Consider the following 20,187-nt stretch of genomic DNA (forward strand, 5'->3'; position numbering starts at 1 on the left):
CAGCCCTCACCTCGCCTCGCCCGCCGCAGGCTCCCCCCGCAGCGCTGAATCCAGATAAGCACTACGCGCCCGCGCATCCGGGAAATGCATGTCCCGGTAGTTCACGAAGCGCGAGCCGCGCGCCAGCCGGTAGCCGGCCCAGATCAGCAGGAACAGCGGAATCCCGATGTAGGTCGCGACCACGCCGCCCCAATCGATCTTGTCCTGCAGGAACGCCTGGTAGTTCTGCCCCAGGGTGATGATCAGGCAGAGCACGAAAGCGAAGATCGGCCCGAACGGGAAGAACGGCGACACATACGGCAGATCGGCCAGGTTATGGCCCTGCTTCACGTAGCCGCGGCGGAACCGGTAGTGGCTGATGGCGATGCCCAGCCAGGCGATGAAGCCCGTCATCCCGGAGGTGTTCAGCAGCCAGATGTAGACGGCGTTGGGGCTGAAAATGAAGGTGAAAAAACACAGCGCCGCCACGACCGTCGTCGCCAGCAGCGCCCACAGCGGCACGCCGCTGCGCGAGATGCGGCCGAAGATGCGCGGCGCCTTGCCTTCGCGGGCCAGGCTGTAAAGCATGCGTGTAGCCGCGTACATGCCGGAATTGCCCGCCGACAATACCGACGTCAGCACCACCGCGTTCATGACCGAAGCCGCCCCCAGGAGGCCGGCCCGCTCGAAGATCAGCGCGAAGGGACTGACGCTGATGTCCTCGACCTCGTTGCGCAGCAGGTGCGGGTCGGTATAGGGAATCAAGAGGCCGATGACCAGGATGGCCGCCACGTAGAACAGCAGGATGCGCCAGAAGACCTGGCGCACCGCGCGCGGCAGGTTGCGCGCCGGGTCCTTGGATTCGCCGGCGGCGATGCCGATGAGCTCGGTACCCTGGAACGAAAAGCCCACCACCATGGCCACGCCGATCAGCGCCGCGAAGCCGCCTGAGAACGGCGCATCGCCCACGGTCCAGTTGGCCAGGCCGCCCGTTTCTCCGCCCCGGATGATGCCCAGCAGCATCATCACGCCCATGGCCACGAACGCCAGCACCGCGATCACCTTGATCAGCGCGAACCAGAACTCTGCCTCGCCGAAGCCGCGCGCCGACATGGCGTTCAGGCCGAAGGTGATCGCCAGGAACAGGGCGCTCCAATAGAAACCCGGCACGTCGGGAAACCAGTAGGCCATGACCAGTTGCGCCGCCACCAGGTCCACCGCCACGGTCACCGCCCAGTTGTACCAATAGTTCCAGCCCAGGGCGAAGCCGAAGCCGTCCTCGACATAGCGCGCGCCGTAGGTGGAAAAGGAACCGGAAACCGGCATCGCGGCGGCCAGTTCGCCCAGGCTGGTCATCAGGAAATAGACCATGATGCCGATCAGCACGTAGCCCAGCAGCGCCCCGCCGGGGCCGGCCTTGGCGATGGTCGCGCCGGAGGCCACGAACAGGCCGGTGCCGATGGACCCGCCCACCGCAATCATGGTCAGGTGGCGCGCGGACAGCGTGCGGCGCAGTTCGGAAGGCGGGTTCGCCTTCGCCTCGCGCGTGCCGCCTGAGCGACGTTCATCGTGTTCCGATGGTGCCAAAATGCATTTCCTTCAGGTCATGAAGGCACCTGTGCGCAACGCCAGGTGCCTGGGAATTTCCAAGCAACCGGCGAGAATAGCGCAAGAGGCCCCATCCGGTGAAATCGGACGGCCTCGGGGACGGATCGACGAACCTATTGAAACGCCGTTTCCATGAAGGTGCGCAGCTTGCGCGAATGCAGGCGTTCCGGCGGCATGTCGCGCAGCCGCTCCAGGGCGCGGATGCCGATTTCCAGATGTTGATTCACCTGGCGGCGGTAGAAGGCGCTGGCCATGCCGGGCAGCTTCAGTTCGCCATGCAAAGGCTTGTCCGACACGCACAGCAAGGTGCCGTACGGCACGCGGAAGCGGAAGCCGTTGGCCGCGATGGTGGCGGATTCCATGTCCAGCGCAATCGCGCGGGACTGTGCAAAACGCTCCACCAGTTCCAGATGATCGCGCAGTTCCCAATTGCGATTGTCGATGGTGGCGACCGTGCCCGTGCGCATGATGCGCTTCAGATCCCAGCCCGACAGCCCGGCCACTTCTTCGACCGCCTGCTCCAGCGCCACCTGCACCTCGGCCAGCGCCGGCACCGGCACCCAGGTTGGCAGGTCGGCGTCCAGCACGTGGTCCTCGCGCACATAGCCATGAGCCAAGACGTAGTCGCCCAGGCGCTGCGAATCGCGCAGGCCCGCGCAGTGGCCCAGCATCAGCCAGGCGTGCGGGCGCAGTACGGCGATGTGGTCGGTAATGGTCTTGGCGTTGGACGGTCCCACGCCGATGTTCACCAGCGTGATGCCCGAATGGTCGCCGCGCACCAGGTGGTAGGCCGGCATCTGCGGCAGGCGGACCGCCTGGTCCTCGTCGCCCGGGCCGCTTTCGCCCCGGCGCGTGATGCGGTTGCCCGGCTCCACCAGCATTTCGTAGTCTTCGTTGCCGCCGGCCATGAGCGCGCGGGCGCGGGCGCAGAACTCGTCCACGTAGAACTGGTAGTTGGTGAACAGCACGAAATTCTGGAAATGCGCGGGCGCGGTCGAGGTGTAGTGCTGCAAGCGGTGCAGCGAATAGTCCACGCGCTGGGCCGTAAAAGGCGCCAGCGGCTTGGGCTCGCCCTCCTTGCCGCGCCAGGAACCGTTGACGATGGCATCGTCCGTCACCGCCAGGTCGGGCACGTCGAACAGGTCGCGCAGGGGCCGCTTGAGTGCCTCCAGGTGCTCGCCCTCGACGTAGGCGCCCTCGGGGAAGGCGAAATGCAGCGGAATGGGCGAATCGGACTCGCCGACTTCGACCGCCACGCGGTGGTTCTGCAGCAGCTGGCTGACCTGCTCGATCAGGTAGTCGCGAAACAGCGCGGGCTGGGTGATGGTGGTTTGGTAAATGCCCGGTTCGGCGACGTGGCCGTAGGACAGCCGGGTATCGATCGGATCGTAGGTTTCCACCACGATGCGGATGGCCGGGTAGTAGGCTCGGGCGCGCTCGCGGCCGTTGGTCGAGCCTTTCAGCACTTCACGGAAGGCGGCGCGCAGGAATGCGGTATTGCGCGCATAGATTTCGATCAGGCGCTCCACTGCCGCCACCGCATCCTGGAACGGCTCGAAGGGCAAGGCTTCTGGCCGGCTCATGGAAGACAAAGGGTGCACTGCGTTCATCATCGAGCTTTACTCCGCTTCTCATCTTATCTGTAACCGCGGCCGCTGCCGGCTTGCCGGGCCGCAGGGCCGATTGCGACGATTATGCCCGAGCCCGCGCCAGATGAAATGTCATATTCGACGGCCCGGGAAGCTGCGCGCGCCGTAACTTCCACCGACAAGAATGCTGCATTGCACTACAAATGTAATGAAACATTATTCCATTACAATCACATGGCAGTCCGGGGTTTTACGTCCCGGTGTTGCCCCCCTTTCCGCCGGCTTGCCTGTCCAGGCAAAGCCATGCCGCCCACTCCGATTCTTGAAGTGACGTAATGACGCCGCCCACGCGAAAAGCCCGAATTGCCCAACTACGCATTCCCGTATTCCTGTCAGCGCCCATCATCGCCCTGACCCTTTCCTGGATTCCCGACGCCGCCCAGGCGTCCGTCCGCTCCGAGCAGGCCCGCCCCTCGCTTACCGGCCTGCGCCTGGCCCAGGAACCCACCGTCCCCACCCTGCGCGACCGTGTCGTGCAAGCCGGCCTGGATGCCATCGGCACCCCCTATAGCTGGGGCGGCGACGATGCCGACGGTTTCGATTGCAGCGGACTGGTCCTGCACGTCTTCCGTGAAATCGCCGGCTTGGAGCTGCCTCGCACGGCGCGCGCTCAACGCACCGCTGGCGAATCCGTCGCCAACAAGCAGGATCTGCGCCCCGGCGACCTGGTGTTCTTCGCCACGCGCGGCCGCGGCGTGACCTCGCACGTCGGCATCTACATCGGCCAGAACAAGTTTGTCCACGCTCCGCGCCGCGGCACCAAGGTGCGTGTGGACGAAATGAAGAATTCGTACTGGACCAAGCGCTACGTCGGCGCCCGGCGCTATCTGGATATGCAACCGGGCCAGATGCTGGCCCAGGCTTCCGCCCGCTGACGGAAAAAATCGGGGCGTCGCTGCCGACGCCCTTTGGGGGAGGCACCACAGCCTGCCGCGGCCAGTCCAGCAAGGACGCGCCGCCGCAGGCTTGCCGCGTTTCAGCCCCGGCCCACGAAGGGCATGTTGGTCGCCATGATGGTCATGAACTGCACGTTGGCCTCCAGCGGCAGGCGCGCCATGGCGGCCACCGCCTGCGCCACGTGCGCCACATCCATGCGCGGCTCCACCTTGGTGCTGCCGTCCGCCTGCAGGATGCCTGCGGCCATGCGTTCGGTCATGTCGGTGGCGGCATTGCCGATGTCGATCTGGCCGCAAGCGATGTTGTAGGGCCGGCAATCCAGCGAAATGGACTTGGTCAGCCCGGTCACCGCGTGCTTGGTGGCGGTGTAGGCGATGGAGAACGGACGCGGCGCATGCGCCGAGATCGAACCGTTGTTGATGATGCGCCCGCCACGCGGATTCTGCGCCTTCATCACGCGAATGGCGGCTTGCGCGCACAGGAACATGCCGGTCAGGTTGGTGTCCACCACCTCGCGCCACAGCGATACGGGCAACTCCTCGATCGGCATCGCGGGCGCGCCGCGGCCGGCATTGTTGAACAGCACGTCCAGCCGGCCATATTCGCGCTGCGCCGCATCGAATAGTTCGCGCACGGCCTGCTCGTCGGATACATCCGTGGGCACCACCAGCGCCCTCACGCCGTCCTCGCCCGCCGCGGTGCGGGTGGCTTCCAGCGGTTCGCGGCGACGGCCGGCCAACACGACCCGATAGCCTTGCGCCAGGAATTCCAGCGCCACCGCGCGGCCTATGCCGGTACCGGCGCCGGTGACCAGCGCCACGCGCGGGTGTTCGATCTCGTTCGCTTGCATCGGATTCTCCTTGTTATCGATCGGCGGAATGCTACCCCAATCATTCTGGCCATGCTGCAAGCGAAGGTTCCAGCCGTGACACATTCGAACGCGTCACACGCAAGCAAAAATTACCCGGCATGGACAAGCTGCCAAATGCGCCGGAAGACCCGTTTTTCCTGCAGCGATCGCGACCGGCGGATCCGCACCCGCTCAGCTATTCCGCGCAGAAAAAATCCGCGCAACGCATGCCACAGGGCCGACAATCCCGTGTTGATCCGTCACAAGTCTTTATATAATTCCTGGAAATTAGCTTATTACCAAAAATCCAATAACACCCACGGAGCAGGTTCTATGACCCCAAGGTCCCTACCCGCCGCACTGGTCCTGAGCGCGTTGTACGCCGCCTCGGCCGGTGCGCAAAGCGCGCCCGACGGCAAGCAGATCAGCACCCAGGGCGCCAACGGCGCGCCCGCCTGTATCACCTGCCACGGCGCCCGTGGCGAGGGCAATCCCGCCGCCGGCTTTCCGCAACTGGCCGGCATGGGCAGTGCGTACCTGGACGAACAGCTCGAAGCCATGGCCAATGGCTCGCGCGTCAGCCCGGTCATGGCCGCCACCGCCAAGGCGCTGGACCCGGCGCAGCGCAAGGCTGTAGCGCAGTACTACGCCTCGCTGCCTTCCGCGCTGGACATCGACAAACTGGCCGCCACCGCCATGCATCCGGCCAAGCCGGCCGACACCGGCGCCTGGCTGGCCACCCGCGGCGCCTGGGACAAGAACGTGCCCGCCTGCAACCAGTGCCACGGGCCGGGCGGCATCGGCGTCGGCGCGAATTTCCCCGCCTTGGCGGGCCAGCCCGCTGCCTACATCGCGGGCCAACTGCGCGCCTGGCAGCAAGGCCAGCGCCCTCCGGGTCCGCTGGGCCTGATGCCGGCCGTAGCCACGCGCCTGTCCAGCGCCGAGATCGACGCCGTCTCCGCCTACTATGCAGGCCTGCCCAAGGCCGCCGACCAGCTTGCCGCGCAAGCCAACACCGCCGCGGGAGCCCAGCAATGACCGCCACCAGCCTGCGCCTGCTGTCCGCCGCCTGTCTGTTCGCGTCCGCCGCCACGTTTGCGGCCGAACCCCGCCCGTCCTTCACGCCGCCGTCGGCCGCGTCCATCCCCGACAACGATTTCGGCAAAGCCGTGCGCGAAGGCGAACAGATCTTCCTGCACACCCCGCAGAACGCCGCCAAGTTTGTCGGCAACAACCTGAACTGCGTCAGCTGCCACCTGGACGCCGGCCGCCGGCCGGACTCCGCGCCTATGTGGGCTGCCTACGTGCTCTACCCCGCCTATCGCGCCAAGAACGGCCACGTCAACACCCTGGCCGAACGCCTGCAAGGGTGTTTCCGCTTCAGCATGAATGGCAAGGCGCCCGCCGCGGACGATCCCACCCTGACCGCGCTGCAGACCTATATGTTCTGGCTGGCCAGCAAGGCGCCCACCGGCGTGGTGCTGGAGGGCCAGGGCTACCGCAAGCTGCCCGCGCCCTCCAAGAAGGCCGACTACGTGCGCGGCAGCGAGGTCTATGCGCAATACTGCGCGGTCTGCCACGGGGCCGAGGGCCAAGGCCAGAAGAACGGCAAGCATTGGGTGTTCCCCGCCCTGTGGGGCGCGGACTCCTTCAACTGGGGCGCGGGCATGCACCAGATCGGCAATGCCGCCGGCTTCATCAAGGCCAACATGCCGCTCGGACAGGCCGGCATGCTGAGCGACCAGGAAGCCTGGGACGTCGCCTACTTCATGAATGCGCACGAGCGTCCGCAGGATCCGCGCTATACAGAGTCTGTCGCCGCAACCCGGGCCAAGTACCACGACTCCGACGACTCGCTTTACGGTATCGAGGTCAACGGCCATTTGCTGGGCAGCGACTCGCCGCCAGCCGGTGGCAAGCTGACCCAGGCCGCCGCCAAGGCGGGCGGCTGAGTCCGGCAGGCGCAGATCACGCGGCCGGCTTGCGGGTTCCCCCCTGCCCGGCCGCGTGATTTGTTATTCTTCGTGTCTTAGCATCACACGCCTGCCACATTCATGTCCGCCAATTCCGGAAACGTCTTCATGGTCGTCGCGCCCAGCGGCGCCGGCAAGTCCAGCCTGGTCAAGGCCTTGCTCCAGCAAGACCCCTCCATCCTGCTCTCCATTTCCTGCACCACCCGCGCGCCCCGCCCCGGCGAGGAAGACGGCCGCGAATACCGCTTCGTGTCCACGGAGGAATTCAAGCTCCTGCGCGAGGGCAACAACCTGCTGGAATGGGCGGAAGTGCATGGCAACTTTTACGGCACGCCGCGAGACCGCATCGACGAAGCCACGCGCGCCGGCCGCGACGTGCTGCTGGAGATCGACTGGCAAGGCGCGCGCCAGGTGAAGCAGCGCTTCCCCGGCGCGATCGGCGTATTCGTGCTGCCGCCGTCCATCGATGAACTCGAAAGCCGGCTCAAGGCGCGCGGCCAGGACGCGCCCCAGGTGATCGCGCGCCGCCTGATGGCCGCGGGCGGCGAAATCGCCCACGCGCCTGAATGCGAATATGTTATTATTAATCAAGAATTTAGCGTGGCCTTGTCGGAATTGACTCAAATAGTCAGCGCCGCACGGCTGCGCTTTTCGTCTCAGGCCGCCCGCCACAGCCAGTTGTTCTCGCAGCTGGGCATCCCGGCCGAGCACTGAGCCGAACGCATTCTCCCTATCCTCCATCAGCACCAGGTGTCCTAATGGCTCGCATTACCGTCGAAGACTGTCTGAATCAAATCCCCAATCGTTTCAAGCTCACGCTGGCCGCGACCTACCGCGCCCGCGAGTTGGCGCAAGGCCATGCCCCGCGCCTGGACAGCAAAGACAAGCCCACGGTCACTGCCCTGCGCGAAATCGCGGGCGGCCTCACCGGCGTGGAAATGCTGCGTAAAGTACCCACCTGATAATCTCCGGGGGCGGCAAGCATGGCTTTTCCCGGGCTGAAGTACGCTTCATCAGGTCTGCTTGCCGCACTGCGTGCCGGCTCCCGTCTCGGGCGCCGCACCGGCAAGAAAGACAAGACTCCCCCCACGCCACCGTCCGTCGCCGCGCAAGAAGCGGCGGACGCGACCGCCTCGCCGGTCGCTTCGCTGGCGCCGCTGACCGAAATCATCGGCAGCTATCTCGACAAGAAAGACGTAGAGCGCGTGCGCGAAGCCTATCGCTTCGCGGACCAGGCGCATCTGGGCCAGTTCCGCGCCAGCGGTTCGCCCTACATCTCTCACCCCATCGCCGTCACCGAAATCTGCGCAGGCTGGAAGCTCGACGTCAACGCGTTGTCCGCCGCCCTGCTGCACGACGTGATGGAAGACCAGGGCATCGCCAAGCATGAGCTGGCCGAGAAATTCGGCCCTGAAGTCGCAGAACTGGTCGACGGCCTGTCCAAGCTGGACCGCCTGGACTTCGCCACCAAGGCCGAACAACAGGCCGAGAGCTTCCGCAAGATGCTGCTGGCGATGGCGCGCGACGTGCGCGTCATCCTCATCAAGCTGGCCGACCGCCTGCACAATATGCGCACGCTGGACGCGGTCAATCCGGAAAAGCGCCGCCGCATCGCGCGCGAAACACTGGACATCTACGCGCCTATCGCGCATCGCCTGGGCCTGAACCTGCTGTTCCGCGAACTGCAGGACCTGTGCTTTGCGGCCATGTACCCGAACCGCTATCAGGTGCTGTACAAGGCCGTGCTGGCCGCGCGCGGCAACCGCCGCGAGGTCATCACCAAGATCGCCGATTCGGTGCGGGCTTCGCTGCCCGCCGCCGGCATCGAAGCCGAGGTCACCGGCCGCGAGAAGACGCTCTACGGCATCTACCGCAAGATGGTCGACCAGAAGAAGTCGTTCTCCGACGTCCTGGACATCTACGGTTTCCGCGTCATCGTGCACACCCTGCCCGAGTGCTACCTGGCGCTGGGCACGCTGCATCAGCTTTACCGGCCCGTGCCCGGCAAGTTCAAGGACTACATCGCCATCCCCAAGGTGAACGGCTACCAGTCCCTGCACACGACGCTCGTCGGCCCCTACGGCACACCGGTAGAGTTCCAGTTCCGCACCCGCGACATGCATCACGTTGCGGAAGAAGGCGTGGCCTCGCACTGGCTCTACAAGGGCGCGGACCTGACCCTCAACGACCTGCAGAAGCGCACCCACCAGTGGCTGCAATCGCTGCTGGACATCCAGAGCCAGACCGGCGATTCCGGCGAATTCCTGGAGCACGTCAAGGTCGATCTATTCCCCGACGCGGTCTACGTGTTCACGCCGCGCGGCAAGATCATTTCGCTGCCCCGCGGCGCGACGCCGGTGGACTTCGCCTACGCGATCCACACCGACATCGGCAACCAGGCGGTGGCCGCCAAGGTCAACGGCGAGTTCGTGCCGTTGCGCACCGAACTCAACAGCGGCGACACGGTGGAAATCGTCACCTCCCCCGCCTCCCGTCCGAACGCGCAATGGCTGAACTACGTGCGCACCGGCCGCGCGCGCTCTGAAATCCGCCACTACCTGCGCACAGTCAAGTACGAAGAATCGGTGGCCTTTGGCGAACGCCTGCTGGGCCAGGCGCTGCAAGAGCTGCACATGCCCCTGCCCGCCACCGACGACCCGGCCTGGCAGAAGCTGGCGCGCAGCACCGGCGCCAGCTCGCGCGAGGAAATCCTGGCCGACATCGGCCTGGGCAAGCGCCTGGCCGCCGTGGTGGCGCGCCGCTTCGCGCCCGAACACCAGTTGGTCGCAACCACGGCCGCTGCCGTGGACGAGCTGACCTCGGCGCGCAGCGCCCCCATCCTGATCCAGGGCAATGAGGGCCAGGCGGTGCAATTGGCGCCTTGCTGCGGCCCGCTGCCGGGCGACCCCATCATCGCCGGCATGCGCATGGGACACGGACTGGTGGTGCACACCGCCGATTGCCCGGTGGCCATGCGCCAGCGCCTGCGCGAACCAGAACGCTGGATCAACGTCGCCTGGGACCCCAACAACACCGCCAAGCACCTGGCCACGCGCCTGGACATCGTCACGCGCAACGAACGCGGCGTGCTGGGCCGGCTGGCGGCGGAAGTCACGGCGGCCGACGCCAACATCGTGCACGTCACCATGCACGACGACGCGGTCGCCACGGTGTCGCTGCATCTGACGATCCAGGTCGACAGCCGCAAGCACCTGGCGCAGGTGATCCGCGCCATCCGGCACGTGCCGCAAGTGCAGAAGATCGTGCGCGTGAAGGGTTGAGCAGTTCTTCAGTGCAGGGCTGAATCGCCAGCCCTGCACTGCCCTGCTCAGGTCACGTGCTGCAGAAAATCCTTGAGCCGCTGACTGGGCGGATTGCTCAGCAATTCGCCAGGCGGCCCGTCATGCGCGATCTTGCCCGCGTCGATGAAGATCAGGCGGCTGCCCACCTTGCGCGCGAACTCCATCTCATGCGTGACCACGACCATGGTCATGCCCTCCTCGGCCAGGTCGCGCATGACTTTGAGCACCTCGTGGCGCAGCTCCGGATCCAGCGCCGACGTGGGCTCGTCGAACAGCATCAGCTTGGGCTTGATGGCCAGCGCCCGCGCAATCGCCACGCGCTGCTGCTGGCCGCCCGAAAGCTCGGACGGATAGTGGTCCATGCGCTCGGCCAGGCCGACCTTGGCCAGCAGGCTTTCGGCCAGCTCACGCGCCTCGGCGCGGCTTTGCCCACGGGTATGGATCGGGCCGAACATGACGTTTTCCAGCGCCGTCATCTGCGGGAACAGATTGAACTGCTGAAACACCATGCCCGCCTCGCGCCGGATTTCGCGCACTTGCGCGGCCCCGCCGTTCACGCTCAGGCCATCGACCAGCAGATCGCCATCGTTGATGGTTTCAAGCACGTTGATGCAACGCAGGAAGGTGGACTTGCCCGAACCCGAGGGCCCAACCACCACCACGACCTCGCCCGCGTCGATGTTCAGCGAGATCCCGTTGAGCACCACGGACTCGCCGAAAGTCTTGGTGACGTTGTGGAATTCAACCATGCTCATAGTATGCGCATCCTTCTTTCAATCAGATGCAGGCCCAACGCCATCAGGCCGGTCAGGATCAGGTAGACGATTGCCACCGCCGACCAGATCTCGACGGCGCGAAAGTTGCTGGCCATGATTTCCTGGCCCTGCCGGGTCAGTTCGGCCACGCCGATCACGATGAAGAGCGAAGAATCCTTCAGGCTGATGATGCACTGGTTGCCCAGCGGCGGAATCATGCGGCGGAACGCCACCGGCCCGATGATGTGGAAGAGGATCTTGTGGAACGGCAGCCCCATGGCCTGTCCGGCTTCCTTCAGGCCCTTGTGCACCGATAGCAGCGCGCCGCGCACGATCTCGGAAATGTAGGCCCCGGAATTGATGATGAGCGTGACGATGGCCGCCCACTCCGCGTCCACCCGGATGTTCGCCAGCAAAGGCAAGGCGAAGTAGATGAACATCACCTGCACCACGATCGGCGTGCCGCGGATGACCGCGACGTAGACCTGTGCGATGGCCGACAGGATGGGATGCCCGTAAGCCCTTGTCACGCCGGACAGCGCGCCCAGCAAAAAACCGCCGAACAAGCCCCAGAACGTGATCTTGATGGTCATCAGCGTACCCTCGAGCAGATTGGGTAGCGCGTCCCTGATTACAGTCCAGTCAAACTCCACGATATTCCCCCTATGGCGCGGCGCCGCGCCGTAGCGCGGCGGGAGCGGCGCGGGACCATACGCCCGACTGCGGCGTAGCTGCCGGCATCAGCCGGCGCAGGCCGATGCCGGGCGGTCCCGGAATGCAATGCGGACCCGGATGCTCAGGGCTTCTTGCCGAACCACTTGGTATAGATGGCGTCGTACTGGCCGTTGGCCTTCAGCGTGGCCAGCGCCTTGTTCACCTGCGGCACCAGATCGCTGCCCTTGGGGAAGGCGATGCCGTAGAAGTCGCCGCTCTTGACCGAGCCGACCACCTTCACGCGGCCTTTGCCGGCGGTGTTGGCGTAGTACTGGACATTGGGCGTGTCGTGCACCGCGGCGTCGACGCGGCCGGTAGCCAGTTCCAGATAGGCGTTGTCGATGTTCGGGAACAGCTTGAGCTTCGCATCCGGCACCTGCGCCTTCAGGAAGTCCACGGTGGCGGTGCCGGTCTTGACCGCGACGGTCTTGCCGGCCAGGGACTTGGCGTCCTTGATGTCCGTGTTCTTTTCGCCGACCAGGATGGCCAGGCCGCTTTCGTAGTAGGGATCGGAGAAGTCGATGACCTTCTTGCGGTCGTCGCGGATCGTGATGCCGGCCAGCGCCGCGTCGATGTTCTTGGTTTGCAGGCCCGGGATGATGCCCGCGAAGTCCATGGGCTGCAGCTTGTACTTGAGGTTGAGTTCCTTGGCGATGGCCGCCCACAGATCCACGTCGAAGCCCACGTAGGTATTACCCTGCTTGAACTCGAACGGCACGAAAGCGGTATCGGTGGCCACCACCAATTCCTTGCCTTGGGCATGCGCGCCTGAGACGGCACCGAACATGGCCACGGACAGGCCGACCAGTGCGGCGGCGACTTTGCGTTTGATCATGAAACTCTCCTCTTGGGGACCAGTCGGCACCCCGGGGTTGTTGTAGGGGCATGATTCCTGGGCTGCGCCGGGGTCTCCGGCACGGCTTACCGCCGATCTTAACGCATACGTCCCCACCCGGCAGCGGCCGGAAAATTTACAATCCGCATGACACCCGGAGGATTCCCATGGCCTACAAACATGTACGCATTGCCGGAAACCGGCGTCAGACGGGCCTCGCGCTGGGCAAGCTGGCGCGGCCCCTGATGGCGACCTACCTGGACCAAAGCCGCACCTGGGACGCGCTGCGGCCATGGCGCGGCCACGCCTTCCTCGACGAGCTGGCGCAACAGGCGCAAGCTGCGCTGCCAGCAATCTGGGAAGAACTGGAAGGCATGGCCGAGGGCCTGCACATGCCGATCGAGGACGTGCTGCTGTGGAACTGCCGCGGCGACCTGCTGCACAGCACCACCGACGGCTGCACGTCCGTCGCGCTGAAAGCGGCCGACGGCACGCGCTGGATCGCACACAACGAGGACGGCGATCCCTATCTGCGCGGGCGCTGCCATCTGGTCGACGTGGCGCTGGAAGACGCGCCCGGCTACCTCAGCTTCTACTATCCGGGCTCGCTGCCCGGCCATACCTTCGGCGCCAACCGCGCCGGACTGGTGCAGACCATCAACAACCTGCGCATCCGGCAGCGGCATCCCGGCGTGCCGCGCATGCTGATGGCGCGCGCGGTGCTGGATTGCACGACGCTGGACGAGGCGCTCGGCCTGTTGCGGCACCTACCGCACTCCGGCGGCTTTCACCACACCCTGGGCGCGGCCGGCGACGCCCGCCTGCTCAGCGCGGAAGTGGCGCCGGGCGAGGTTTCCATCCTGGAGATCGGCACGCGCTACGGCCATGCCAATCACATGGTGCATGCCGACATGGGCGGCATCGCGCAGATCGTCACCGACTCGTCGCGGGCGCGACAGAACCGCATCGAGGGCATCGTGGACGGCTGGTCCAGCGCGACCGCCAGCGCGGATCTGCTCGCCGCGCTGCACGACACCGAAGGCGAACTGCCTATCCTGCGGACCTCGCCGGATGATCCCGATGACGAGAACACGCTGGCGACGGCGGTCTTTGAAATTGGGGAAAGCGAAGTGACCTTGCGGGTGTATGACCGGAAGGCGAAAGCGGAGATCGTGCTGGATGTGATGTCAGATACGGAGTGAGATTGCCGCCTGACCCATCGACACAACGGCCGCGTCATCACTGACGCGGCCGTTGTCTTTCGGTGCAGACGGATTACACCGCCCCGTACCCGCCGCCTCCCGGGGTTTCGACGACGAAGATATCGCCCGGACGCAGCTGTGCGCTGTCTTGCGGACCCAGTTCCTGGACCGAACCGTCGGCGCGTTCGACCGAGTTGCGTCCCATGGCGCCGGGTTGCCCGCCCGCCAGGCCGAACGGCGCATACAGACGGTTGTTCGACAGGATGGCGGCCGTCATGTCCTCCAGGAAACGGATGCGGCGCACGCCGCCGTCACCGCCCGGGTAGCGGCCGGCGCCGCCCGAGCCCTTGCGGATTTCGTAGGATTCCAGACGCACCGGGAAACGGAACTCCAGCACTTCGGGGTCCGTCAGCCGCGAGTTGGTCATGTGCGCCTGCACCAGCGAGGTCCCGGCGAAACCTTCATCGCGAGGACCCGCCGCGTCGATGCGCACAGGGCCCGCGCCCGTGCCGCCCGAGATGGTCTCGTAGTACTGATGACGCGCGTTGCCGAACGTGAAGTTGTTCATCGTGCCCTGGCTTGCGGCCAGCACGCCCAGCGCGCCATACAACGCGTTGACGATGCACATGGACGTTTCCACGTTGCCCGCCACCACCGAGGCCGGCGGATTCGGACGCAGCATCGAGCCTTCCGGCAGGATGATGGACAGCGGCACGAGGCAGCCGTCGTTCAGCGGAATATCGTCATTGACCAAGGTGCGGAACACGTACAGCACCGCCGCAACGGCGATGGCGCCCGGAGCGTTGAAGTTGTTGTCCAGCTGGTTGGACGTGCCGGTGAAGTCCACCACGGCGCTGCGCGCCTCGGTGTCCACCTTAACGGCCACGCGGATCACCGCGCCGTTGTCCAGCGGGTACTCGTAGCTGCCGTCCTTCAGCACCGAGATCACGCGGCGCACCGCTTCCTCGGCGTTGTCCTGCACGTGCCCCATGTAGGCCCGGACCACGTCCAGGCCGAAGTGGTCGCACATGCGCAGCAGCTCCTGCACGCCCTTTTCATTGGCGGCGATCTGCGCGTGCATGTCGGCGATGTTCTGGTCCGGATTGCGGGCCGGCCAGCGGCCCGAGCCCAGGATGCCGCGCGCCGCGGCTTCGCGAAACTCGCCGTTCTTCACCAGCTGGAAGTTGGTGAAGAGCACGCCCTCGTCTTCCACCGTCTTGGAATCCGGCGGCATGGAACCCGGCGTGGTGCCGCCAATGTCGGCATGGTGGCCGCGCGAACCGACGTAGAACAGGATCTCCCGCCCATCGCGGTCGAACACCGGGGTGATGACCGTGACATCGGGCAAGTGCGTGCCGCCGTGGTACGGATCGTTCACCACGTAGGCGTCGCCAGGCTGCATGTTGCCGACGTTGGCGTTCATGACCGTGCGCACGGACTCGCCCATGGACCCAAGGTGCACCGGCATGTGCGGGGCATTGGCGATCAGGCGGGCCTGCGCATCGAAGATCGCGCAAGAGAAGTCCAGGCGTTCCTTGATGTTGACCGAGTACGCCGTGTTCTGCAGGCGGTAGCCCATCTGCTCTGCGATCGACATGAAGAGGTTGTTGAAGACCTCCAGCATGACCGGATCGGCCTGCGTGCCGATGGCGCGGCGCTCCGGACGCGCTTCCACGCGGCGGATCACGAAGTGGTCCTGCGCCGTGAGTTCCGCCTGCCAGCCGGCCTCGACCACCGTGGTCTGGTTGGGTTCGGAAATGATGGCGGGTCCCGCCACCACGTCGCCGCCCGCCATGTCCTCGCGCACGTACAAGGGCGTGTCGCGCCAGGCGCCGCCGCTGTACATGCTGACGACGCGGCTGGGAGCCAGCGCGCCGTCGCGCACGCGCGCCGCGGACGCGTCGCCGACGCGCTCGCCGCCGCCCGTGGCTTCGACCGAGATGGTTTCCACCACCAGTTCGCGGTTGGGCATCAGGAAGGAATAGCGCAGGCGGTAGGCCGCTTCGAATTCCTTGCGCGCCTGTTCCAGGTCCGTGTACGCCACTTCCAGCGAGGTGTCCGTGCCGCGGTACTTCAGATGCAGGCGGCGCTGCACGCTGATGTCGCTTTCCGCCACGTGCTGGCGGCGCAGTTCGCCGACCGCCTGGCCGGCCAGCTCGTCGAATTCGCCCTTCAATGCCAGCATCAGTTCGGCATCGAGAACCTTCTCGACCGTCTTCTGGCGCATGTCGGTCTGGTCGGCCAGGCCCATGCCGTAGGCCGACAGCACGCCGCCCAGCGGGTGCGCGAACACCGTGGTCATGCCCAGCGCGTCGGCGACCAGGCAGGCATGCTGGCCGCCCGCGCCGCCGAACACCGTCAGCGCGTACTCGGTCACGTCGTGGCCGCGCTGGACCGAGATGCGCTTGATGGCCTCGGCCATGTTGCCCACGGCGATTTCCAGGAAGCCTTCGGCCAGCTGTTCGGGACTCATTTCGCGGCCAGTGGCGGCGCGCACTTCGTCGGACATGGCCGTAAAGCGCGCCACGACCGCATCGCGGTCCAGAGGTTCATTGGCCTCGGGGCCGAAGACCTTGGGGAAAAAGTCGGGCTGGATCTTGCCCAGGAGGACGTTGCAGTCCGTCACCGCCAGCGGGCCGCCGCGGCGGTAGCAGGCGGGACCCGGGTTGGCGCCGGCTGAATCCGGACCCACGCGCAGACGCGCGCCGTCGAAATGCAGGATCGAGCCGCCGCCCGCCGCCACGGTGTGGATGCTCATCATGGGCGCGCGCATGCGCACGCCGGCCACCTGGGTCTCGAATTCGCGTTCGAATTCGCCGGCGTAATGCGACACGTCGGTGGAAGTGCCGCCCATGTCGAAGCCGATGACCTTGGGAAAGCCCGCGATCTCGCTGGTGCGCACCATGCCGACGATGCCGCCGGCGGGACCCGACAGAATGGCGTCCTTGCCGCGGAAGCGATGCGCGTCCGTCAGGCCGCCGCTCGATTGCATGAACATGAGGCGGATGCCCGGCAGTTCGCCGGCCACCTGGTCCACATAGCGCTTCAGGATGGGCGACAGATACGCGTCCACCACCGTGGTGTCGCCGCGCGACACGAACTTGATCAGCGGGCTGACCTCGTGCGAGGCCGACACCTGCGGGAAGCCCACTTCACGCGCGATGCGGGCCGCGATGCGTTCGTGCTCGGGCGCATGCCAGGCGTGCATGAAGACGATGGCCACGGCGCGGATGCCGCTGTCGTAGGCGGCCTGCATGGCTGTGCGCAGCGCTTCCTGATCCAGTTCGCGGATCACCTCGCCGTCGGCGGCCACGCGCTCATCCGCTTCCACCACGGACTCGTAGAGCATCTCGGGCAGGACGACATTTCGGTCGAACAGGCGCGGACGGTTCTGGTAGGCAATGCGCAGACCGTCGCGGAACCCCTTCGTCGTGACCAGCAAGGTGCGCTCGCCCTTGCGTTCCAGCAAGGCGTTGGTGGCCACCGTGGTGCCCATCTTCACGCACTCGACCTGGTCGGCGGGCACGGGCTGGCCGGGCGCGATACCCAGCAACTTGCGGATGCCGGCCACGGCTGCGTCGCGGTACTGCTCGGGGTTTTCCGAGAGCATCTTGGCCGTGGTGGTCGTGCCGTCGGGGCGACGCGCCACGATGTCGGTAAAGGTACCCCCACGGTCAATCCAGAATTGCCACTTCATAGCTGTCCTTGCAAACAAAGGGTCGCCGCGGCGCCTGCGGCCGCGCACGGGTAAACGGAATCAGAGAGAGGTCGCCGCGCGGGCCGCCTGGTCGTACAGGCCGGACAACGCGCGCAGCGTATGCGCCAGCTGGCGGCTGAAGTCCAGCCCGCCCCCGCCCGGCGCGTCCAGGCCGGCGGTCAGGCATTGCTCGCGGACCTCGGCATAGCGCTTGAGTATGGCCGCGCCTTCCGGGGTCACGCTGTAGAACACTTCCTTGCTGCTGCGCTCGCCCTTGACCACGCCCAGGCGGTCGAGTTTCTTCAGCGCGTAGCTGACGATGTGCGTGTCCTCGACATTCAGCGTGAAGCAGATGTCGGCCAGTTTCTTGGGGCGCTCGCGGTGATAGACATGATGAAAGACCATCACGTCGGTGGGCGTCAGGTCGGGCAGCCCGGCCGCCGCCATGCAGCGCACGGTCCAGCGGTCGAAGGCGTGGCTGGCGATCATCAGACCGAATTCCACTTCGGAAAGGTCGGGCGCGCTGCCGCCGGCCAAATGGGCCGACGATGCAATCAAAGTGGGGGTCATGGAAGACGCAAGCCGAGTTTATCTGAACGAAATACTAATAATTTATCTATATTTCATCAATAAAAAATACGAACAAGACGCCGGAAATCCCCTCTTTCAAGGGAATACCCCTACAGGACTACAGCCGAAACAGGCCGTCTTAAGGCGCCGACCAGCCCATGGGCAGGTTCGCCCGGATCAACCACCCCGCGATGGAAATCCGCGGCGCGATATCGGGCATGGGGTCGCCGGGACCGAACCAGCGCGCATCGGCGATCTCGTCTTCCTGCACGCGTATGTCGCCGGACACGTAGTCCGCTGTGAACGCGACCATGAGCGAATGCGGGAACGGCCAGGACTGGCTGCCGAAATACTGCAGGTTGCCGACCTTCAGGCCGACTTCCTCGTGGACCTCGCGGTGGATGGTCTGCTCGATGCTTTCGCCGGGTTCGACGAAGCCGGCCAGCGCGGTATAGCGCGAGGTCGCGGTGGTGGTATGGCGTGCCAGCAGGATGCTGTCGCCCTTGCGGATCAGCACCATCATGGCGGGCGAAATGCGCGGATAGGCCGAAAAACCGCAGGACGGGCAACGCAGACAGAATTCGGTGGGCACCCGCTCCGCCGGCGTACCGCAGACGCCGCAGAACCGGTGCGTGCGCGCCCATTCGGCGATCTGGTAGGCGCGTCCGGCCAGCGCCATGCGCTCGTCATCCAGTACGCCAAAGAGCGAACGCAGCTTCCTGAACGCATAGCCTTGCGGCGGCTCCACGCCCGGATCCACGTGCACGGTGCGGTACGGCGAACCGGGCAGCGTCCAGATCGGCTGCAGGGCCGTGGCCGCCACGCCTATCCGTACACACAATGCAGTGTCCGGCAGGACGGCCGAAGTCTCTTCCACCAACAACTCATCACGACGAAAAACGAAGTTCACACATGCCTCGGCATCACGCTTTCGATAGCGCAATGTTAGAAGAAAAACGGCTGCCGCAATGCGTTTGCGCAAAGATTGAACCCTCAATGATTGGCAGTGCGCACGCCTGTTAGGAATAACCCGTAAAGACGCGATTTCGCGCGCCCCGCCGCCGCATAGCAACATAGAATGGCACGGCTTTTCAGCTGCGCGTCATCGCCGCGGCGCTCTCTTTTTCGCAATGCCTATCGGGCACAACCCGGCTTCACCATTCGCAAAGAAGGACCCACCCATGCACAAGAAAATCTCCCTGCTCGCCGGCAGCATCGTCCTGGCGTTCAGCGCAGGCGCACAGGCCCAAACCAAATGGGATCTGCCCACGGCCTACCCGGCCAGCAACTTTCACGTCGAGAACCTGACCACCTTCGTCAAGGACGTGGACACGCTGTCCGAGGGCAAGCTGAAGATCACGCTGCACAACAACGCCTCGCTGTACAAGGCGCCCGAGATCAAGCGCGCCGTGCAAGGCAACCAGGCGCAGATCGGCGAGATCCTGCTGACCAACTTTGCGAACGAAGACCCGATCTACGAACTGGACGGCCTGCCCTTCCTGGCCACCGGCTATGACGCGTCGTTCAAGCTCTACCAGGCGCAGAAGCCCTTCCTCGAAAAGAAGCTGAACGCGCACGGCATGACGCTGCTGTACGCGGTGGCCTGGCCGCCCCAGGGCATCTTCGCCAACAAGGACATCAAGCAGATCAGCGACATGAAAGGCCTGAAGTGGCGCGCCTACAGCCCGGTGACGGCCAAGATCGCCGAACTGGTCGGCGCGCAGCCTGTCACGGTGCAGCAGGCTGAATTGGCCCAGGCCATGGCCACCGGGGTGATCGATTCTTACATGTCCTCGGCGTCGACCGGCTACGACACCAAGACCTACGAGTACATCAAGAAGTTCTACGACACCCAGGCCTGGCTGCCGAAGAACGCCATCATCGTCAACAAGAAGGCGTTCGACGCGCTCGACCCCGCGGCCCAAGCCGCCTTGAAGAAGGCTGGCGCGCAAGCCGAGGAACGCGGCTGGAAGCTGTCGCAGGAAAAGAACAAGTGGTATCAGGCGGAACTGGCCAAGAACGGCATGGAAACCATCCAGCCCACGGTTGAGCTGAAGGAAGGCCTGTCCGTGATCGGCAAGCGCATGCTGGACGACTGGCTGAAGAAGGCTGGCGCCGACGGCCAGGCCATGATCGACGCCTACAAGAAGCAGTGA

General features: G+C 65.4%; 17 protein-coding genes. 8 read left to right on the forward strand and 9 right to left on the reverse strand.

The window, feature by feature from the left end; genetic code table 11:
• Positions 1–6: 6 nt before the first annotated feature.
• Positions 7–1,566 (reverse strand): amino acid permease, encoded by a 1,560-nt coding sequence (locus HV793_RS15025; RefSeq protein ID WP_054454080.1) that lies wholly within the window; start codon positions 1,564–1,566, stop codon positions 7–9.
• 134 nt (positions 1,567–1,700) lie between these two features.
• Positions 1,701–3,200: an AMP nucleosidase gene (locus HV793_RS15030; protein WP_425321803.1), complete on the reverse strand. Its 1,500-nt coding sequence runs from the start codon at positions 3,198–3,200 to the stop codon at positions 1,701–1,703.
• Between the two features lie 311 nt (positions 3,201–3,511).
• On the opposite strand from HV793_RS15030, the gene HV793_RS15035 reads away from it, so the two are divergent.
• On the forward strand, positions 3,512–4,111 hold the full coding sequence (locus tag HV793_RS15035; protein WP_054454079.1) for a C40 family peptidase: 600 nt from the start codon (positions 3,512–3,514) through the stop codon (positions 4,109–4,111).
• A 101-nt stretch (positions 4,112–4,212) separates the two neighbouring features.
• Here HV793_RS15035 and HV793_RS15040 read toward each other — a convergent pair whose 3' ends face one another.
• The gene (locus HV793_RS15040) at positions 4,213–4,983 is read right to left on the reverse strand and encodes an SDR family oxidoreductase (RefSeq protein WP_054454077.1); all 771 of its coding nucleotides are present in this window, start codon (positions 4,981–4,983) and stop codon (positions 4,213–4,215) included.
• Positions 4,984–5,316: 333 nt separating this feature from the next.
• Here HV793_RS15040 and HV793_RS15045 point away from each other — a divergent pair, with 333 nt between their 5' ends.
• From HV793_RS15045 to HV793_RS15065, 5 genes are all read left to right on the forward strand, one after another.
• Positions 5,317–6,021, forward strand: a complete 705-nt coding sequence (locus HV793_RS15045) for a c-type cytochrome (RefSeq protein ID WP_054454075.1) — start codon at positions 5,317–5,319, stop codon at positions 6,019–6,021.
• Complete coding sequence (locus tag HV793_RS15050) at positions 6,018–6,935, forward strand: c-type cytochrome (RefSeq protein ID WP_175160442.1); 918 nt, start codon at positions 6,018–6,020, stop codon at positions 6,933–6,935. Before HV793_RS15045 ends, HV793_RS15050 begins: the two co-directional genes overlap by 4 nt.
• 102 nt (positions 6,936–7,037) lie before the next feature.
• Positions 7,038–7,670: a guanylate kinase gene (gene gmk, locus HV793_RS15055; RefSeq protein ID WP_175213450.1), complete on the forward strand. Its 633-nt coding sequence runs from the start codon at positions 7,038–7,040 to the stop codon at positions 7,668–7,670.
• 44 nt (positions 7,671–7,714) lie between these two features.
• Positions 7,715–7,918, forward strand: coding sequence for a DNA-directed RNA polymerase subunit omega (gene rpoZ, locus HV793_RS15060; protein ID WP_006219679.1), 204 nt, complete (start codon positions 7,715–7,717; stop codon positions 7,916–7,918).
• Positions 7,919–7,939: 21 nt separating this feature from the next.
• A complete protein-coding gene (locus tag HV793_RS15065; protein WP_054454071.1) occupies positions 7,940–10,237 on the forward strand; it encodes a RelA/SpoT family protein in 2,298 nt (765 codons plus the stop codon).
• A 47-nt stretch (positions 10,238–10,284) separates the two neighbouring features.
• Here HV793_RS15065 and glnQ read toward each other — a convergent pair whose 3' ends face one another.
• The 3 genes from glnQ to glnH form a co-directional block, all read right to left on the reverse strand.
• The gene (glnQ, locus tag HV793_RS15070) at positions 10,285–11,013 is read right to left on the reverse strand and encodes a glutamine ABC transporter ATP-binding protein GlnQ (protein ID WP_054454067.1); all 729 of its coding nucleotides are present in this window, start codon (positions 11,011–11,013) and stop codon (positions 10,285–10,287) included.
• Complete coding sequence (glnP, locus tag HV793_RS15075) at positions 11,010–11,666, reverse strand: glutamine ABC transporter permease GlnP (RefSeq protein ID WP_054454065.1); 657 nt, start codon at positions 11,664–11,666, stop codon at positions 11,010–11,012. The genes glnQ and glnP overlap by 4 nt, the downstream gene beginning before the upstream one ends.
• Positions 11,667–11,809: 143 nt before the next feature.
• The gene (gene glnH, locus HV793_RS15080; RefSeq protein WP_054454063.1) at positions 11,810–12,562 is read right to left on the reverse strand and encodes a glutamine ABC transporter substrate-binding protein GlnH; all 753 of its coding nucleotides are present in this window, start codon (positions 12,560–12,562) and stop codon (positions 11,810–11,812) included.
• Between the two features lie 167 nt (positions 12,563–12,729).
• Between glnH and HV793_RS15085 the strand changes: the two genes are divergently transcribed.
• Complete coding sequence (locus tag HV793_RS15085) at positions 12,730–13,764, forward strand: C45 family autoproteolytic acyltransferase/hydrolase (RefSeq protein ID WP_175213451.1); 1,035 nt, start codon at positions 12,730–12,732, stop codon at positions 13,762–13,764.
• 73 nt (positions 13,765–13,837) lie between these two features.
• Here HV793_RS15085 and HV793_RS15090 read toward each other — a convergent pair whose 3' ends face one another.
• The 3 genes from HV793_RS15090 to nudC form a co-directional block, all read right to left on the reverse strand.
• Positions 13,838–17,461, reverse strand: a complete 3,624-nt coding sequence (locus HV793_RS15090; protein ID WP_175213452.1) for a hydantoinase B/oxoprolinase family protein — start codon at positions 17,459–17,461, stop codon at positions 13,838–13,840.
• 60 nt (positions 17,462–17,521) lie between these two features.
• The gene (locus HV793_RS15095) at positions 17,522–18,031 is read right to left on the reverse strand and encodes a winged helix DNA-binding protein (protein ID WP_119451594.1); all 510 of its coding nucleotides are present in this window, start codon (positions 18,029–18,031) and stop codon (positions 17,522–17,524) included.
• 139 nt (positions 18,032–18,170) lie between these two features.
• Positions 18,171–18,941 carry an NAD(+) diphosphatase gene (gene nudC / locus HV793_RS15100; RefSeq protein WP_119451595.1) on the reverse strand — a complete coding sequence of 257 codons (771 nt, stop codon included), beginning with the start codon at positions 18,939–18,941 and terminating at the stop codon, positions 18,171–18,173.
• A gap of 271 nt (positions 18,942–19,212) precedes the next feature.
• Here nudC and HV793_RS15105 point away from each other — a divergent pair, with 271 nt between their 5' ends.
• Positions 19,213–20,187, forward strand: a complete 975-nt coding sequence (locus tag HV793_RS15105) for a TRAP transporter substrate-binding protein (protein ID WP_054454053.1) — start codon at positions 19,213–19,215, stop codon at positions 20,185–20,187.

It is taken from the genome of Achromobacter aegrifaciens (assembly GCF_902859965.1).
In the GTDB taxonomy this organism is placed as follows: Bacteria; Pseudomonadota; Gammaproteobacteria; order Burkholderiales; family Burkholderiaceae_B; genus Achromobacter; species Achromobacter aegrifaciens.

Excerpts from the sequence above, each read along its gene's own strand:
- HV793_RS15030 (WP_425321803.1), bottom strand. The coding sequence starts at position 3,200 with ATGATGAACGCAGTGCACCCTTTGTCTTCCATGAGCCGGCCAGAAGCC.
- HV793_RS15035 (WP_054454079.1), top strand. The coding sequence starts at position 3,512 with ATGACGCCGCCCACGCGAAAAGCCCGAATTGCCCAACTACGCATTCCC.
- HV793_RS15040 (WP_054454077.1), bottom strand. The coding sequence starts at position 4,983 with ATGCAAGCGAACGAGATCGAACACCCGCGCGTGGCGCTGGTCACCGGC.
- HV793_RS15045 (WP_054454075.1), top strand. The coding sequence starts at position 5,317 with ATGACCCCAAGGTCCCTACCCGCCGCACTGGTCCTGAGCGCGTTGTAC.
- HV793_RS15050 (WP_175160442.1), top strand. The coding sequence starts at position 6,018 with ATGACCGCCACCAGCCTGCGCCTGCTGTCCGCCGCCTGTCTGTTCGCG.
- gmk (WP_175213450.1), top strand. The coding sequence starts at position 7,038 with ATGTCCGCCAATTCCGGAAACGTCTTCATGGTCGTCGCGCCCAGCGGC.
- rpoZ (WP_006219679.1), top strand. The coding sequence starts at position 7,715 with ATGGCTCGCATTACCGTCGAAGACTGTCTGAATCAAATCCCCAATCGT.
- HV793_RS15065 (WP_054454071.1), top strand. The coding sequence starts at position 7,940 with ATGGCTTTTCCCGGGCTGAAGTACGCTTCATCAGGTCTGCTTGCCGCA.
- glnQ (WP_054454067.1), bottom strand. The coding sequence starts at position 11,013 with ATGAGCATGGTTGAATTCCACAACGTCACCAAGACTTTCGGCGAGTCC.
- glnH (WP_054454063.1), bottom strand. The coding sequence starts at position 12,562 with ATGATCAAACGCAAAGTCGCCGCCGCACTGGTCGGCCTGTCCGTGGCC.
- HV793_RS15085 (WP_175213451.1), top strand. The coding sequence starts at position 12,730 with ATGGCCTACAAACATGTACGCATTGCCGGAAACCGGCGTCAGACGGGC.
- HV793_RS15090 (WP_175213452.1), bottom strand. The coding sequence starts at position 17,461 with ATGAAGTGGCAATTCTGGATTGACCGTGGGGGTACCTTTACCGACATC.
- HV793_RS15095 (WP_119451594.1), bottom strand. The coding sequence starts at position 18,031 with ATGACCCCCACTTTGATTGCATCGTCGGCCCATTTGGCCGGCGGCAGC.
- HV793_RS15105 (WP_054454053.1), top strand. The coding sequence starts at position 19,213 with ATGCACAAGAAAATCTCCCTGCTCGCCGGCAGCATCGTCCTGGCGTTC.